This window comes from Nocardiopsis sp. NPDC055824 (assembly GCF_053616335.1).
In genome coordinates, this window is the sequence record NZ_JBSHDN010000069.1 from 1 (window position 1) to 14,922 (window position 14,922).

Genomic DNA, 14,922 nt, shown 5'->3' on the forward strand with positions numbered 1-14,922 from the left:
GGGAGGGACCCCTCGGTCCCTCCCGGCCCCCGTGACGCACCGGTTCCGCCCTCGTCAGGCGGCCGTCTCCAGCAGCAGCAGGCGGTCCAGGATGTCCTGGAGGGTGACCAGGCCGATCACCTCGCCGTCCTCCTCCACCAGCGACAGGTGGCTGCGGCTCTCCCGCATGATGCTCATCGCCGCGTACATCGGCGTGCCCGAGGGCAGCGTGAGCACGGGGCGCATCAGGTCCGCCGCGGTCGTCCCGGCGGGGCTCGTCAGGGCCTCGCGCACGTGCAGGACGCCCACGGGCTCCTCGCGGTCCATGACCACCAGCCTCAGGTGCGTGGAGCTGCGCGACACCTGCTTGATGACCTCGACCCCGTCCTCGGGGGCGACCGAGGCGATCTCCTCGCGCCGGGTGACGATCTCGCTCAGCGGGCGGGAGTTCACCTCCAGGGCGGTGGCCAGCTGGGCGCGCCTCTCGGCGTCCAGGGCGCCCGCCTTGGCGGAGTGCTCCACCAGCTCCCGCACGTCGTCCGGGTTGTGGCCGGAGGACATCTCGTCCACGGCCTCCACACCCAGCCGGTGCAGGCACCAGTTGGCCATGCCGTTCAGCATCAGCAGGGCCGGGCGGGTGAACCACATGAACGCCCGCATCGGGATCGCCAGCATGATCGCCGACTTCTCCGGGTGGGAGATCGCCCAGGACTTGGGCGCCATCTCGCCCACGACCAGGTGCAGGAAGGTCACGATGATCAGCGACACCACGAACGAGACCACGTACCCCACCGTGCTGGGCAGGCCGCCGAACAGCGGCTCCAGCAGGTGGTGGACCGCGGGCTTGGAGATCGCGCCCAGCGCCAGGGCGCACAGCGTGATGCCCAGCTGCGATCCGGCCAGCAGCAGCGACAGGTCGCGGGCGCTCTTGAGCGCCGCCCGCGCCGAGGCGCTGGTCTCCGCGGCCTCCTCCAGCCGGTAGCGGCGGGCCGCCACCAGGGCGAACTCGATGGCCACGAAGAACGCGCTCAACGCGATGATGACCGCGGTCACCGCCATGGCCACCCACACGTTCATGTCACTCATGCGCGCACCTCCTCGGCGCCGTTCTCGGCCGCTTCGCGCAGGCGCAGCTCCACGGTGTGCGGAACGTGCCTCTGCACGGTGTTGACGATCAGGGTCAGCGCCATGTCGGGGTCGCCTTCATGGGCGCTGGGCGGACGGGGCAGGGCGATGTCCACCCGGTCGCCCGTCTCGGGCAGCCGGTGCAGCTCGTGGATGACCAGCCCGCCGACGGTCTCGTAGTCGCCCTCGGGCAGGTCGTGCCCGATCAGCCGCTCGACCTCGTCGATGTGCAGCGCGCCGGGGACCAGGTAGGAGCCCTCGCCGTCCAGGTAGGACGGGGACTCCTCCTCCGGGGTGTGCTCGTCGGCGATCTCGCCGACCAGCTCCTCGGCCAGGTCCTCGGTCGTGATGACCCCGGCCAGGCCGCCGTACTCGTCCACGACGCAGGCGAACTCCTCGCCCGCCTCGCGCAGCTGGTCCAGCAGCACGGGCAGAGGCAGGGACGCGGGAACCATGACGGTCTCCCGGGCCACCTCGCTGACCTTGACGTCGGACAGGTCGCGGTCGCCCTGGGCGAGCACGTCCCGCAGGCAGATGACGCCCACGATGTCGTCCACCCCGTCGCCCAGGACCGGGAAGCGGGAGTGGTCGGAGGCCATCAGCTCGACGACCCGGCTGACCGGGTCGCCCTCCTCCACGGTGGTGACCTCCGGACGCGGGATCATCGCGTGCCCGGCGGTGCGCTCGTGGAAGTCCAGGGTCCGGTCCAGCAGGGTGGACAGCTCGGCGGGCAGGTCCCCGCTCTCGCGGGACTCGGCGATGATGCTCTCCAGGTCGCGGGCGGTCGCCGCGTGCTGGACGTCCTCCACCGGCTCGATCCGCACCGCCTTCAGCAGCAGGATCGCGGCCTGGTCGAAGAGCCAGATGACCGGACCGAAGATCTTGAGGTAGATCCCCGTGGACAGCGCCAGCCAGCGTGCCACGGGCTCGGGCCGGGCGATGGCCAGGTTCTTGGGGAAGAGCTCACCGAAGACCATCTGGATGACGGTGGAGAAGACAAGGGCGAGAACGGTGCCGATCGCGACGCCGGCGCCCGTGGGCACCCCGACGCCGCCGAGGAGTTCACCGATTCCCTGGCCGATCATGGGCTCTGCCACGTAACCCACCAGAAGGGCGGTCACGGTGATGCCCAGCTGGGCGCCGGAGAGCATGAACGACGTGCGGTTGGTGATGTCCAGGGCCCGTTTGGCCCCTGCGTCACCGGCCGCGGCCCTCGCCCGCAGGCGCGAGCGGTCCACGGCCATGTAGCCGAACTCCTGGGCGACGAAGTAGCCCGTCGCCACGGTGATCAGGAAGACCACCAGGAATCCGAAGGCGATACTGAGGACTGTGCTCATCATCGGGCACGCACCGCCTGGTTCCGGTTCGTGGTCGGATCCTGGTTGCTACGAGGGTGCGCGCCCTTCGGAGAAGGAGGCTCGTCGAGGTCTGGGTCACAGCATCCGTGAGGGATGCTGCTGGTACTTCGGGACGGGTCCACTGTTCCTCTCTCTGCGCTGACACGCGTTGAGTGTGTGACTGGTGTTGGTACTGCGATGGAATGACGAAAAAGCCGCCGGGAAAGTTCCCGGACGCTCAGCTCCCGACGGGAGCGTCGGCCTCTTCGCCGAAGGAGACCCACTCGCGACGGCGGGCCTCGGCGAGGGCGATCGAGGTGGCGACGGCCACGTTCAGCGATCCCACCCGCCCGATCTGGGGAATGTAGGTGACGGCGTCCGCGCCCGCCAGGAGGGCGGGGGAGCAGCCGTGGTCCTCGGCGCCGACGGCCAGGCACACGTCAGGCTCCAGGGGGGCCGCGTGCAGCGGCACCGCGCCCCGGGCCAGTTCGACGGCCACGACCTTGTAGCCGTCGGCCCGCGCCGCGGACAGGGCCTCGGCGGTCGAGGAGAGCCGCGTGTGGCTCACCTTGGCGGCGGTGCCCAGGGCGGTCTTGCCGACCTTGGGGTCGTCGGGGTCCGCGCTGTTGCCCGTGAGCCAGACCTGGTCCACCCCGAAGGTCGCGCAGGTGCGCAGGATCGATCCCAGGTTGAAGGGCTGGGTGACGGATTCGACGATGAGGGCGAGTCGCCCCTCGGTGCGCCGGCGCCATTCACGGTTGAGGCGTTTGACGTCGGTGGGGCGCAACTGCGTGCTCAACTGCGGTGTGTTCCTCAGCGGGTGTACCCGGGCGGTCCCGGTGTGCGGATGTTCGCAACAGGCTACCGGTCAGCGGGCCCGCGCGCACGCATGACCCCTGACACATCCAGGCAAAACGTCTCTCAGTCGGCCGAACGCCGCACGGCCAGGACCCGGAAGCCGGCCCGTGAGGCCACACGTTCGGCGGGCAGGCCCTCGGCGTCCAGCCACTTCTGGAGCGAGTCGGACCCCAGGTGGCGCTGGACCACGAGGTGGGCCACGCCCTCGGGGGAGAGCCGGCCGAGCCAGGTGCGCAGCATCGCGTGCAGCACGCCCTTGCCCACCCGGATCGGCGGATTGGACCACAGCGCGTCGAAGGGGCCGAGCAGGTCCTCGGCCAGGGGCGCGGGAGCCCCTTCCCGGTCCTGCTCCGGCACCGGCTCCCCCTCGGGGGAGACGACCGCGAACCGGACGTTGTCCAGCCCGTGGTCGGAGGCGTTGCGCCGGGCCAGGCCCACGGCGCGGGAGTTGACGTCCACGCCCAGCACGGTCGCGCCCGGGGCGCGTGAGGCCATGGTCAGGGCGACGGGGCCGTAGCCGCACCCCAGGTCGAGCAGGCGCCCGCCCGCCGGCGGGGCCGGGACCGTCTCCAGGAGCACGCGTGTGCCGAGGTCGACCCTGTCGGGGGAGAAGACGCCCCGGTCGGTGTTCAGGCGCAGGTGCAGGTCCGGCAGGACCAGGTCCGCGGTGGAGGGCCGGCTGGCGGCGTCGGGGTCGGAGTCGAAGTAGTGCTGGGCCACGCCGTGACGCTACCAGGGCCCGTGGCGCGCCGCGTACCGGCAAAAACCTCACCTGCCCGGGGGAACGAAATCCCCAACCCCGGAGACCGTGCCCGGGACAGTGCGGAAGATGGAGGTATCCGAGGTTTGTGGGGTATCCCATGCGAGCAGAGGTAGGGGACCGACTGGTGGTGGAGAGCCCGCGCGACGACGCCCACCGCAGGACCGGCGTCGTCACCGGGATCCGGGGGGCGGGCGGGTCGCCCCCGTACCAGGTGCACTGGTCCGACGCCGAAGGCGGGCACGACGCCCTGGTCTACCCGGGGCCGGACGCCCACATCGAACACCCGCCCGGCGGCACGGGCGCGGAGGCAGAGGGGACGGACGCAATGCACACGACCAAGCGCTGGAACGTCGACGTCGTCGTCGAGGAGGAGAACGAGGGCGAGAGCGCGCGCACCTGGGCCGAGGTCGGGCTGGTGGCCGACGACGGTACGGCTCTGCGCGGACACGGCATGTCGCGCAAGCACCCCACCGACCTCGACGTCCCGGAGATCGGTGAGGAACTCGCGGTCTCGCGGGCGCTCTCCGACCTCTCACGCCAACTCCGCCAGGTCGCCGCGGAGGACATCAACGACAACACCGGGACCCCCTGGCGTCCCACCTGACGCCCGGGAGGCACGGCCGCCGCTCGCCCGCCCGGGTCGCCCGGAGGTCCGGAACCGGCCACCTCCGCCATAGGAGGTTTGCACCCGGTGGTCACCGGCATCGGGCACACTCGGAAGTCGGGCACGACTCCCGCCCCCTCGGCGGGGGGACGTCCCAGCCCCGGACGGGCTGGGACTTCGTCGTGTCCGCCAGGGAACGGACGACGAGGGGCGGATTCACCCGAGCAGCACAAGGCCCGACGTCACGTTCCGAGGTACCGCTGTGCTTTTGCCGGAGGAACTCCGGGGAGAAGCGCGTCGCCGTCCGGCGCGAGCCGGGAGTACTCACGCAAGGAGACCCCGTTGACCACCCCTTCCGGGCCCCAGGCCAGACCCGCCAGGGTCCTCGGTACCGTCGACGCCGTCGCCATCGGTGCGGCCTCGATGCTCGGCGCGGGCGTCTTCTCCGTCTTCGCCCCCGCGGCCCTGGGCGCGGGGGCGTGGCTGCCCGTGGCCATCCTGATCGCGGGCGCCGTCGCCTACTGCAACGCCGTCTCCTCGGCCAGGCTCGCCGCCCGCCACCCCGAGTCGGGCGGGGCCTACGTCTACGGGCGCGAGCGCCTGGGGGAGCTGTGGGGCTACCTGGCGGGCTGGTCCTTCGTCGTCGGCAAGGTCGCCTCGTGCGCCGCCATGGCGCTGACCTTCGCCGCCTACGTCCTGCCCGGCTGGGAGAAGCCCCTGGCGGTGGCAGCGGTGGTCGCGGTCACCGCCCTCGACTACCGGGGCCTGAGACGTTCGACCCTGGTGCTCAAGCTCATGCTGGGCGCGGTCCTGGCCGTCCTGGCCGCCGTCGTCGTCACGATGCTGCTCAGCGGCCGGCTGGCGGCCGTGGCCGAGGTCGACGGCCTGGGGCCCTGGCCCGGCTCCTTCGGCGTGCTGGGTGCGGCCGGGATGATCTTCTTCGCGTTCGCCGGGTACGCGAGGGTGGCGACACTGGGCGGGGAGGTGCGCGACCCCGGGACCACCATCCCCCGCGCCATCGCCCTGTCCCTGGGCGGCGTGCTGGCGCTGTACCTGGTCGTGGGCACCGGCCTGCTGATCGTGCTGGGGCGCGAGCGCCTCACGACCAGCGCCGCGCCGATGGCCGACGCCGTCCAGGTGGCCGGGTTCCCGTGGATGGTCCCGGTGGTGGCCGCGGGCGCCGCCGTGGCCAGCCTGGGCGCGCTGCTCACCCTCGTCCTGGGGGTCTCGCGCACGACCGCGGCGATGGCCTCCGACGGGCACCTGCCCCGCGCCCTGGCCGCGGTCCACGAGCGCCACGGCGTGCCGCACCGCGCGGAGATCGCCGTCGCGGCCGCGGTCGTCGTCCTGGTCCTGGTGGCCGACCTGCGCGGCGCGATCGCCTTCTCGGCGTTCGGCGTCCTGGTGTACTACGCCATCACCAACGCGTCGGCGCTGAGGCTGGGCCCCGACGAGACCCGCCCGCCGCTGCTGGTCCCCCTGACCGGGCTGGTGGGGTGCGTGGTCCTGGCGTGCAGCCTGCCGCTGCCGGCGGTCATCACCGGGATGGCGGTCCTGGCCGCCGGAGCGGGCCTGTGGTGGCTGCGCGAGCGGCTCGCGCTGCGCTAGCCGGCCCTGGCGGGCCTCCCCGGCGGCACGCGCCGCCTCAGCGGGGCGGGGCCGACCGGCCGTCGCCCGCGACCACGTGGGCCAGGCCCCTGCGGGCGGTCGTGGACAGGTGCAGCCCGGCCACCTCCCCGGGCTCGAACCAGCCGCAGTCCGAGGTGGAGCCGTTCTCCTCCATCACCCGGGCCGGCCCGGGGTTCGCGACGTACACGCGGAAGAAGGCCCACACGGCGTAGATCTCGTAACCGGTCGGCGGGACCCGGTGGTGGCTGGCGGCGGTGACCAGTTCCCCGACCTCGCCGTCCTGCCCGGTCTCCTCGGCCACCTCGCGCCGCAGCGCGGTGCGCACGTCCTCGCCCGCGTCCACGCCCCCGCCCGGCAGGTGCCAGGTGCCGCCGCCGGGGAACCCCTCGGCGATCCGGCTGAGCAGGATGCGCCCGGCGGGGTCGGTGACGATCCCGTAGGAGGCGAACCGGCGCAGGCGGGGACGGGTGTCCTCGGGGAGCTCCTCCTCGGGCAGCAGCTCGGCGGCCGAGGGCGCCAGCACGCCCTGCGGGGCGTCCGCCGGGGCGGTCCCGGCCTCGGCGAAGACGACCCGCTCCACGTGCAGGGGGGTGCCGTCGGGGGCCTGCACCAGTTCGGTCAGCACGTCCACCGCGACCAGGGGCGTGTGGGGGGAGAGCCCGCCCAGCTCGCGCACCACGTCGGCCGGGTCCTGCCCGAACAGCACGCGCGCGCCGAGGACGGAGGGGCCCCCGGTGAGCAGGTGCGCGGTGACGCGCCGGGCGGGCGCCTCCGGGGGGACTGCTGTCACAGGGACCCCGCGGCCGGCGCCAGGCCGGGCGCGCCCAGGCCCACCATGCGCAGCAGCTCGTCGAGGCCGCCGATGGTGGTCACGCCCTCGACGCGCGGCCGGCCGTGCCGGTCGATCAGCACCGGGCGCATCCGCGAGGCGACCGCGCCGACGCCGTCGGACTGGATCTGGTCGCCCACGTGCCAGCAGGCGGCGGGGTCCACGCCCAGGCGCTGGGCGGTCATGTGGAAGATGCGCGGGTCGGGCTTGCCCGCCCCCGCGGTGTCGGCGCACACGACGGCGTGGAAGTAGGGGGTCAGTTCCAGGGCCTGGAGCTTGGCGTGCTGGAGCGACTCGGCCCCGTTCGTGAGCACGGCGAGGCGGTAGCCGGCCGATCCCAGGGCGTTGAGGGCGGCGACGGTGTCGGGGAAGACCCTCCAGGCGGAGCGGTGCGCCTCCAGGTAGAGCCGGTAGAGGTCGTCGCAGTGCTGGTCGGCGATGTCGGCGTGCCCGGCCTGGACGGCCAGGGCGCGGACGCGCTCGCGGCGCTGCTGCTCCAGGCTGAGGTTTCCCCGCAGGTAGGCGGCGAAGGAGATCTCGGTCTGCACGTCCCACAGGGCGCGGGCCGCGCCGAAGTCGGGGTGTCCGAGCCGCTCCATGACCGCGCGCAGCCCCTGGGACGAGGCCCCGGTGTCGTCGATGAGGGTGTCGTCCAGATCGAAGCAGATGGCGGTCGGCGGTGCGGGTAGGTTCGGCATCGTTCCTCAACAGGGTGGCCTGACAAAACATGCCAACGCTAACCCCTGGACATAACATAAATGGTGTAAACCCCACCTAAAGGGTTGTGACCAACGTCACCGAAGCCCTGGTTTACGACCGGTTTCCGCACTCCGCCGACGTCACGGAAGCCGCTGGAACCACAGCAGGGACGTGAGAGCGGTGGCCAGCCCCAGGATGATCGCGACCAGCACGAACCGTGTGACGATCTCCTCGTGGACGAGCTCGGTGCCCAGGGACGAGCCGATGTCCTCGTAGACCTCGTTGAGCTCCGTCTCGCTCTCCGCCTCGTAGAAGTGGCCCTCGGTCTCCTGCGCCAGCCCGCGCAGCGCGTCCTTGTCGATGTCGGCCGGCACCTGGTACCCGTCGATCTCGATCATCGCCGCCCCCGTGCCGAACGCGATCGTGGAGACCGGCACCTCCTGCTCGGCCGCCGTCGCGGAGGCCTGCACGATGTCGCGCCCGCTGGTGTTCTCCCCGTCCGACAGCAGCACGATCGCCGACGGGGGCGGGTCCTCCTCGGAGTCCTCGTCGAAGCTGCTGATCGCCTCCAGGGAGGCGAACACCCCCTCGCCGATGGCCGTGCCCGGCCCCAGCTGCAGGTTCTCGATCGACCCGATCACCGCCTGGTGGTCCTGCGTGGGCGAGGACACCACCGTCGCCGTCGAGGAGAACGCCACCAGCCCCACGTTGAACCGGTCCGGGAGCGTCTCCACGAACCCCTGCGCCGACTCCTTGGCCGCCTGCAACCGGTCGGGCTCGATGTCGGTCGCCGCCATCGACAGCGACACGTCCACGGCCACCATGATGGTCGCCCGCTCGCGCGGCTGCTCCACCGGCATCGCCGGCAGGGCCATCGAGGCGATCAGGACCGCCAGGGAGGACACGAACAGCACCGCCGGGACGTGCCTGCGGATGTCGGGGCGGTGCGGCGCCACCTGGTCCAGCAGCGCCAGGTTCGTGAAGCGCAGCGTGTACTCGCGCCGCTGGTTCTGCGCGAACACGTACGCCCCGACCACCAGGACGATCAGGAGCAGCCACCACAGCCGCTGGGGCTCCAGGAAGGTCATCGCTCAGTCCCCCGTGCGTCGGCACTGTCCCGCGGGTCCGGCCCCGCGCCCTCGTTCGGTTCCATCGTGCTCCGCTCTCACCGGGGAGACCCCGGGGTGTGGCGGGCCAGGTGGTGCGCGGTGCGCCGTTGGTGGATGACGAACCGTGCCGTATCCAGTACCCAGTCCCGGTCGGTTCGTAGCAGGAGGTGGTGCACCCCGCACCGGCGCAGGGCGTCGCGCACCGCCGTCCTCTGGTCGGCCGCGGCCCGCCGGTAGCGCTCGCGCACCGCCTTCGTCAGCCGCACGTCGCGCACCCGGCCCGACCGGGGGTCGCGCATGGTCACGTCCCCGACCTCCGGGAGGTCGAGTTCGCGCGGGTCGACCACCTCCACCACGAGCACCTGGTGCCGCGAGGCCAGCTGGCGCAGGGGCCGCTCCCAGTCGATCTCACCGCCGAACGCGGGGGTGTCCAGGAAGTCCGACACCACCACGCGCAGGCCCCGGCGCCGACGGGTGCGGACCAGGTCCGTGAGCGCGTCGGCCAGGGTCGCCCGGTCGGCGGAGGGGGCGCGCTCGTCGCCCGTCGGGGCCGCGGCCACCGTGGCCAGGAGGGCCAGCAGCGCCTCCTTGCCCGAGCGGGCCGGCCAGCGCCGGATCCTGCCGTGGTGCAGGAAGTGGGCGCCGAACCGGTCGCCGACCTTCTGGGTCAGCAGGTTCGCCGCCACCATCGCGCCGACGGCGACGTCGCGCTTGGAGCGCAGACCGGTGCCGAAGTCCATGCTCGGCGACAGGTCCAGCAGGGTCCAGCTCTCCAGCTCCCGGTCCGCGACCAGGTCGCGGACGTGCGGGGTGTCGGTGCGCGCGGTGACGGCCCAGTCCATGCGCCGCACGTCGTCCTCGCCCGGCTGGTAGAGGCGCGCCTCGGCGGCCTCCGAGCCCGGGCCGAGCCGCAGGCCGAGGTGCTCGCCGTGCAGCAGCCCCTCCAGCCGGTGGACGATGTTCAGGTCGAGGCGGCGCAGTGCCGCGCGGAGTCGGGGATCGGTGCCGATCGCCGGAGTGGTCACGGGGTCACCTCGGGGAGGCGAGGGAAGCGGTCTCTCCGCTGGGAGGCTCGTCCCAGATCACACGGGGCGCCAGGACGGTCGACAGGATGCGGTCGACGACCTGGGCCGGGGTGATCCCGTCGGCAAGGGCGTCGAAGGTGAGCACCAGCCGGTGCGCGATGACGTCGTGGGCGAGCACGCGAACGTCGTCGGGGAGCACGTAGTCGCGCCCGCGCAGCAGGGCCAGGGCCCGCGCCGAGGCCACCAGGCCCAGGGTGGCGCGCGGGCTGGCGCCCACCTCCAGCACCTGGCGCAGGTCCGGCATCTGGTAGGCCTCCGGCTCCCGGGTGGCCATGACCAGCCGCACGACGTAGTCGGCGATGAGCTGGTGGACGTGCACGCGCTCGGCGTCGGACTGCAGCTCGCCCAGCGTGACCGGGTCCAGGACCTGGTGTGCCGTGGGAGGGCTGCTGGACATGCGCCGCAGGATCTCCATCTCCTCGTGCGCGCGGGGGTGCCCGACGTCGACCTTCATCAGGAACCGGTCCCGCTGGGCCTCGGGCAGCGGGTACACGCCCTCGGACTCGACCGGGTTCTGTGTGGCGATGACGATGAAGGGGGAGGGGAGTGGGTAGGTCGTCCCCCCGAGGGACACCTGCCGCTCGGCCATGACCTCCAGCAGGGCCGACTGGACCTTGGCGGGGGCGCGGTTGATCTCGTCGGCGAGCACGAAGTTGGCGAACACCGGCCCCAGCTCCACGTCGAACTTCTCGGTGGAGGGATGGTAGATGCGCGTTCCGACGATGTCGGAGGGCACCAGGTCCGGAGTGAACTGGAGCCTGGTGAACGAGCCGCCGGTGACCTTGGCCAGGGTGGACACGGCCAGGGTCTTGGCGATGCCGGGAACACCCTCGATCAGGCAGTGGCCCTTGGCGACCAGGGCGATGAGGGAGCGCTCCACCATGCGTTCCTGGCCGACGATGACCGTGGACACCTCGTGCAGCGCCGCGCGCAGCAGCCTGGTCGGCTCGCCCGGCGCGCTCTCGGAGCCCGACCGGGGCGCTGAGCCGTTTCCGGGTGAGGTTTCTGCCATGTCCCGCCTTCCTGGCTGGGAGCCCCCGGGAGGGGCACCGGATAGGTTGTGGATCACTCACCTGTGGCGACACTACCTGCTTCGCGGCCGCCGGTCCGGTACACGACGCGGCGGAGCGGACCGGGTGGGGACGGGAAAGGGGGCGTGACATGGCGGTTCCCACGATGGGACTGAACGAGGGCGATCCGCGCCAGCTGGGCGGCTACCGCCTCCTGGGAAGGTTGCGCGACTCCTCCCTGGGAGTGGTGTACCTGGGACGGGACGGTGCGGGGGACCGGGTCAGCGTGGCCGTGCTCGACTCGGGCGCGGGCGGCGACGGCTCGGCGCGCTCCCGCTTCGTGGAGGCGGTCAAGGGGAGCGAGGACGTGGTGGCGGCGCGCACCCACGGGCGCTCGCCCCTGTGGGTGGCGGTGCCCTACGACGGCTCCGGCCGGGGCGCGGAGGACTTCCTGGAGTCGGCTGCCAGGTCGGGGCGCGTGTCCGAGCACGGGCCGGTGGTCATGCCGCACTGGGCGGGTTCGCGGGGAGGGGCCGCGGTGCGGTGGGCGCCGTGGGCCTCGCGCGGGGGCAGTGCGGTGGAGTCGGGGAGGGGCAACTGGTGGCTGATCGGCGGCCTGGGCCTGGTCCTGCTGCTGCTCCTGCTGCTGGTGTCGCTCCTGTACTGGTGGATGCTCCAGTTCCCGCCGCCCGAGATGCCGGGGCCGGCGCAGCCCTCGGAGGCGGAACAGGAGGAGGGCGGCGAGGGGGAGGAGGCCCAGCCGACCCCCGGTGAGGACGGGGGGAGCGGACCCTCCCAGCCGATACCGACGCCGGGGGAGGGCGACGGGGAGTGGGGCGAGCAGCCCGAGGATAACCTCTGACCGGGGGTCGGGAGAGATTGCCGGGGGCGCGGCACAGGTCCGCGCCCCTTCTTTTCCCATCACAAAAATCTACGTCGTAAAGGTGGGCCGCTGTTTCTGTAAAAACAGAACAGACAACCTGATTCGTGCGGCTACGCCGCCCCCTTCTAAAATTTCCGATGCCGGAGAAGCCGGGCGTGTCGTGGTCGGAGGGGTAGGGGCCTGGAACGTGTTCAGCGTCGTTCAGTGGGCCCGCCGGGGAGGGACCCGGTAGGCGGGGGAGGGGCGGAGGCGCGCTCCTCCTACCGGAGATCTGAGCGCCGCGGTGTCTGGGCGTCGGCGGGCCGGTGCCTATGCTGGTCCGCGTGCTGAAAAAGGTGATAGCGACGCGATACGTGCTCGCGCTGCGCGAAGGTGGTTCGCTCCCGGGGTTGGTCGAGGCCGACGACCTGGGGATGTACGTGGTCAAGTTCATCGGCGCCGGCCAGGGGCGCAAGACCCTGGTCGCGGAGGTCGTCGCCGGGGAGCTGGGCCGGGCCCTGGGGCTTCCGGTTCCCGAGCTGGCCCTGGTGGACTTCGACGCGGTGATCGCCCGCGGTGAGCCCGACCAGGAGGTGCAGGCGCTGCTCAAGGCCAGTGGCGGGCTCAACCTGGGGATGGACTTCCTGCCGGGGTCGCTCGGGTTCGATCCCCTGACGTTCGAGGTGGACCCGGGGTTCGCCGGGCGGGTCCTGTGGTTCGACGCGCTCACGGGCAACGTGGACCGTTCGTGGCGCAACCCGAACATGCTGCTGTGGCACGGGAGTCCCTATCTGATCGACCACGGTGCGACGCTGATCTTCCATCACAACTGGTCGGGCGCCGACCGCTTCGTGGGTCGTGCCTACGATGCCGCCGACCACGTCCTGTCGGGGTTCTCGCCCGACGTGGCCGCGGCGGACGAGGAGTTCGCCCCCCTGGTGGACGAGGATCTGCTGAGGGGTGTGGTGGGGCTGGTGCCTGACGAGTGGTTGGTGGACGAGCCGGGGTTCGGCGCCCCGGAGGAGGTGCGGGAGGCGTACGTGAAGCACCTGTCGGCGCGTGTGGCCGACCGTTCGTGGCTGCCGGGGGTGGCGGGGTGAGCGACGTGAGGCGTTACAGCGATGCGGTGACGACGGGGCGTGTGGGCGTGGAGCGTGACCGGGTGGTGTTCGAGTACGCGTTGTTGCGGGTGGTTCCCTGTCTGGAGCGCGGTGAGTGCGTGAACGCCGGTGTGATCGTGTACAGCCAGGAGCGGGGGTTCCTGGCGGCCCGGTGGTCGTTGGACGAGGGGCGTCTGCGTGCGGTGTCGCCGGGGGTGGATGTGGCCGGTGTGCGGCGTGCGCTGGAGGCGGTGGAGGCGATGTGCCGGGGTGGGGCCGGGGCGGGTGCTGCGGGGCGTGAGCGGCCGGGGCAGAGGTTCCGGTGGTTGACCGCTCCGCGGAGCACGGTGGTGCAGCCGGGGCCGATTCACGGGGGGTTGGCGGAGGATCCGGAGGCGGAGTTGGAGAGGTTGTTGGATCGCCTGGTGCGGTGACGCACGGGTTGGTAACGGACATCACAGGCGATTGGTCGGTCGGCGGGGGAGCGATTCGTCCCTTTGGGGTGTTGGTATGGAGTGGTCCATGCCTGTGGGTTCGCTCCCACGCGGCCCCCTTTTCCTCTTTCTTGAGCTGGAGCGCCTGTGCAGTCCCCGAACTCCCCCGCCTCGCCCCCTGCGCAGGGGGCGGGTGAGAGGTCCGAGAACCTGTCGTCGTCCGAGAGTCCTGCTGTGTCCCGGACCGTGCCTTGGACGCGGTCGCGTAGGTCGATCGCGCTGTTGGTGATGGTGCTGGGTGTTCTGACGGCCACGGGGCCGTTGGCGACCGACATGTACCTGCCGGCTTTTCCGGAGATCACGCGGGCTCTGGGGACGGGTGAGGCGCAGATCCAGCTGACGCTGACCTCGATGATGCTGGGTCTGGCCGTGGGGCAGTTGATCCTGGGGCCGATGAGTGACGCGTGGGGGCGTCGGGGTCCTTTGTTGGTGGGTGTGGCCGTGTTCACGGTCACGTCGGTGCTGTGTGTGTTCGTGCCGGATGTGACGTCGTTCATCGTGTTGCGGTTCGTGCAGGGTGTGGCGGGTGCTGCGGGTGCGGTGATTTCGCGTGCGGTGGTGCGTGACCTGTTCGCCGGTGATGACGCGGTGCGGTTCTTCTCGCGTCTGGCGCTGGTGATGATGCTGGCTCCGCTGTTGGCGCCTTTGGCGGGTGCGCAGTTGTTGCTGGTGGGTCCGTGGCAGGTGAGTTTTTGGGTGCTGGCGGTGATGTCGGCGGTCAGTTTCGTGTTGGTGCTGGTGTGGTTGCCGGAGAGTCTTCCGGTGGAGGCGCGTCGTCGTCAGGGGCCGCGTCAGTTGTTGTCGACGGTGGCGGGGTTGGTGCGTCAGCCGCGTTTCGTGGGTCCGGTGCTGACGCTGGGTCTGAGTTTCGGGATGTTGTTCACGTATGTGTCGGCGTTCTCGTTCGTGTCGCAGCAGGAGTTCGGTGCGTCGCCGCAGACGTATGCGTGGCTGTTCGCGGTGAACTCGTTGGGGATGATGGCGGGTACGCAGGCGAACGGTTTCCTGGTGGGTCGTGTGGATACGTTGCGGCGTCTGGGGTTGGGGCTGGGGATGGCTCTGGCTTCGGTGGGTGTGCTCGCGGTGTTGGCGTCGGTGGGTGTGGCGTCGTTGTGGACGGCTGTGGGGTTGTTGGCGTTGATGATGTTCAGCGTCGGTTTCATCATGCCGAATGCGACGGTGACGGCTCTTGACGGGCAGCCGGTCTCGGTGGCGGGTACGGCTTCGGCGTTGATGGGGTCGTTGCAGTTCGCGCTGGGTGGTGGTGTGGCGGCGTTGGCGGGGATGACGCCTTCGGGGCAGGCGTCGTTGTTGAGCATGGCGGTGGTGATGGTGTGTGCTGCGTCGTTGTCGTTGGCGGCGTATGTGTGGACGGTGCGTGCGAAGGTTCGGTGATCCCGGGGGTGTTGGGGTTCGGGTCGTGGTGCCAGGTTGCCGTG

Annotated in this window: 15 protein-coding genes; 6 read left to right on the forward strand and 9 right to left on the reverse strand. The window is 71.6% G+C overall.

What is annotated here, in order from left to right:
- Positions 1-54 precede the first annotated feature (54 nt).
- The 4 genes from ACWGL3_RS15880 to ACWGL3_RS15895 all read right to left on the reverse strand — a co-directional run bounded on the left by ACWGL3_RS15880 (position 55) and on the right by ACWGL3_RS15895 (position 4,019).
- Positions 55-1,065, reverse strand: coding sequence for a hemolysin family protein (locus tag ACWGL3_RS15880; RefSeq protein ID WP_267944506.1), 1,011 nt, complete (start codon positions 1,063-1,065; stop codon positions 55-57).
- Positions 1,062-2,444, reverse strand: coding sequence for a hemolysin family protein (locus ACWGL3_RS15885; RefSeq protein WP_267944505.1), 1,383 nt, complete (start codon positions 2,442-2,444; stop codon positions 1,062-1,064). Before ACWGL3_RS15885 ends, ACWGL3_RS15880 begins: the two co-directional genes overlap by 4 nt.
- Before the next feature lie 235 nt (positions 2,445-2,679).
- Positions 2,680-3,240 (reverse strand): TrmH family RNA methyltransferase, encoded by a 561-nt coding sequence (locus ACWGL3_RS15890; RefSeq protein ID WP_267944504.1) that lies wholly within the window; start codon positions 3,238-3,240, stop codon positions 2,680-2,682.
- Positions 3,241-3,362: 122 nt separating this feature from the next.
- Entirely contained in the window at positions 3,363-4,019 is a 657-nt protein-coding gene (locus ACWGL3_RS15895) for a class I SAM-dependent methyltransferase (RefSeq protein WP_267944503.1), read from the reverse strand.
- A 140-nt stretch (positions 4,020-4,159) separates the two neighbouring features.
- On the opposite strand from ACWGL3_RS15895, the gene ACWGL3_RS15900 reads away from it, so the two are divergent.
- Positions 4,160-4,666: a dsRBD fold-containing protein gene (locus ACWGL3_RS15900; protein WP_267944502.1), complete on the forward strand. Its 507-nt coding sequence runs from the start codon at positions 4,160-4,162 to the stop codon at positions 4,664-4,666.
- A gap of 342 nt (positions 4,667-5,008) precedes the next feature.
- Positions 5,009-6,274, forward strand: a complete 1,266-nt coding sequence (locus ACWGL3_RS15905; protein WP_267944501.1) for an APC family permease — start codon at positions 5,009-5,011, stop codon at positions 6,272-6,274.
- A 37-nt stretch (positions 6,275-6,311) separates the two neighbouring features.
- Here the strand turns inward: ACWGL3_RS15905 and ACWGL3_RS15910 are convergent, their stop codons facing one another.
- The 5 genes from ACWGL3_RS15910 to ACWGL3_RS15930 all read right to left on the reverse strand — a co-directional run bounded on the left by ACWGL3_RS15910 (position 6,312) and on the right by ACWGL3_RS15930 (position 11,029).
- Positions 6,312-7,085, reverse strand: a complete 774-nt coding sequence (locus ACWGL3_RS15910; RefSeq protein ID WP_355011857.1) for an NUDIX hydrolase — start codon at positions 7,083-7,085, stop codon at positions 6,312-6,314.
- Complete coding sequence (locus ACWGL3_RS15915) at positions 7,082-7,822, reverse strand: HAD family hydrolase (protein WP_267944499.1); 741 nt, start codon at positions 7,820-7,822, stop codon at positions 7,082-7,084. The genes ACWGL3_RS15910 and ACWGL3_RS15915 overlap by 4 nt, the downstream gene beginning before the upstream one ends.
- A 141-nt stretch (positions 7,823-7,963) precedes the next feature.
- Positions 7,964-8,911, reverse strand: coding sequence for a VWA domain-containing protein (locus ACWGL3_RS15920; RefSeq protein ID WP_267944498.1), 948 nt, complete (start codon positions 8,909-8,911; stop codon positions 7,964-7,966).
- A 77-nt stretch (positions 8,912-8,988) separates the two neighbouring features.
- Complete coding sequence (locus ACWGL3_RS15925; RefSeq protein WP_344176150.1) at positions 8,989-9,957, reverse strand: DUF58 domain-containing protein; 969 nt, start codon at positions 9,955-9,957, stop codon at positions 8,989-8,991.
- 4 nt (positions 9,958-9,961) lie between these two features.
- Positions 9,962-11,029, reverse strand: coding sequence for an AAA family ATPase (locus ACWGL3_RS15930; protein WP_267944496.1), 1,068 nt, complete (start codon positions 11,027-11,029; stop codon positions 9,962-9,964).
- Positions 11,030-11,178: 149 nt separating this feature from the next.
- On the opposite strand from ACWGL3_RS15930, the gene ACWGL3_RS15935 reads away from it, so the two are divergent.
- From ACWGL3_RS15935 to ACWGL3_RS15950, 4 genes are all read left to right on the forward strand, one after another.
- Entirely contained in the window at positions 11,179-11,889 is a 711-nt protein-coding gene (locus ACWGL3_RS15935) for a hypothetical protein (RefSeq protein ID WP_267944495.1), read from the forward strand.
- A gap of 332 nt (positions 11,890-12,221) precedes the next feature.
- Complete coding sequence (locus tag ACWGL3_RS15940; RefSeq protein WP_267950399.1) at positions 12,222-12,989, forward strand: HipA family kinase; 768 nt, start codon at positions 12,222-12,224, stop codon at positions 12,987-12,989.
- The gene (locus ACWGL3_RS15945; RefSeq protein WP_267944494.1) at positions 12,986-13,423 is read left to right on the forward strand and encodes a DUF3037 domain-containing protein; all 438 of its coding nucleotides are present in this window, start codon (positions 12,986-12,988) and stop codon (positions 13,421-13,423) included. The genes ACWGL3_RS15940 and ACWGL3_RS15945 overlap by 4 nt, the downstream gene beginning before the upstream one ends.
- 147 nt (positions 13,424-13,570) lie before the next feature.
- Positions 13,571-14,878, forward strand: coding sequence for a multidrug effflux MFS transporter (locus ACWGL3_RS15950; RefSeq protein ID WP_431061420.1), 1,308 nt, complete (start codon positions 13,571-13,573; stop codon positions 14,876-14,878).
- The last annotated feature ends 44 nt before the right edge of the window (positions 14,879-14,922 follow it).

Bases quoted from the DNA above. Each gene is read 5' to 3' on its own strand.
- ACWGL3_RS15920 (WP_267944498.1), bottom strand. From the start codon at position 8,911: ATGACCTTCCTGGAGCCCCAGCGGCTGTGGTGGCTGCTCCTGATCGTC.
- ACWGL3_RS15935 (WP_267944495.1), top strand. From the start codon at position 11,179: ATGGCGGTTCCCACGATGGGACTGAACGAGGGCGATCCGCGCCAGCTG.
- ACWGL3_RS15940 (WP_267950399.1), top strand. From the start codon at position 12,222: ATGCTGGTCCGCGTGCTGAAAAAGGTGATAGCGACGCGATACGTGCTC.
- ACWGL3_RS15900 (WP_267944502.1), top strand. From the start codon at position 4,160: ATGCGAGCAGAGGTAGGGGACCGACTGGTGGTGGAGAGCCCGCGCGAC.
- ACWGL3_RS15930 (WP_267944496.1), bottom strand. From the start codon at position 11,029: ATGGCAGAAACCTCACCCGGAAACGGCTCAGCGCCCCGGTCGGGCTCC.
- ACWGL3_RS15880 (WP_267944506.1), bottom strand. From the start codon at position 1,065: ATGAGTGACATGAACGTGTGGGTGGCCATGGCGGTGACCGCGGTCATC.
- ACWGL3_RS15885 (WP_267944505.1), bottom strand. From the start codon at position 2,444: ATGATGAGCACAGTCCTCAGTATCGCCTTCGGATTCCTGGTGGTCTTC.
- ACWGL3_RS15915 (WP_267944499.1), bottom strand. From the start codon at position 7,822: ATGCCGAACCTACCCGCACCGCCGACCGCCATCTGCTTCGATCTGGAC.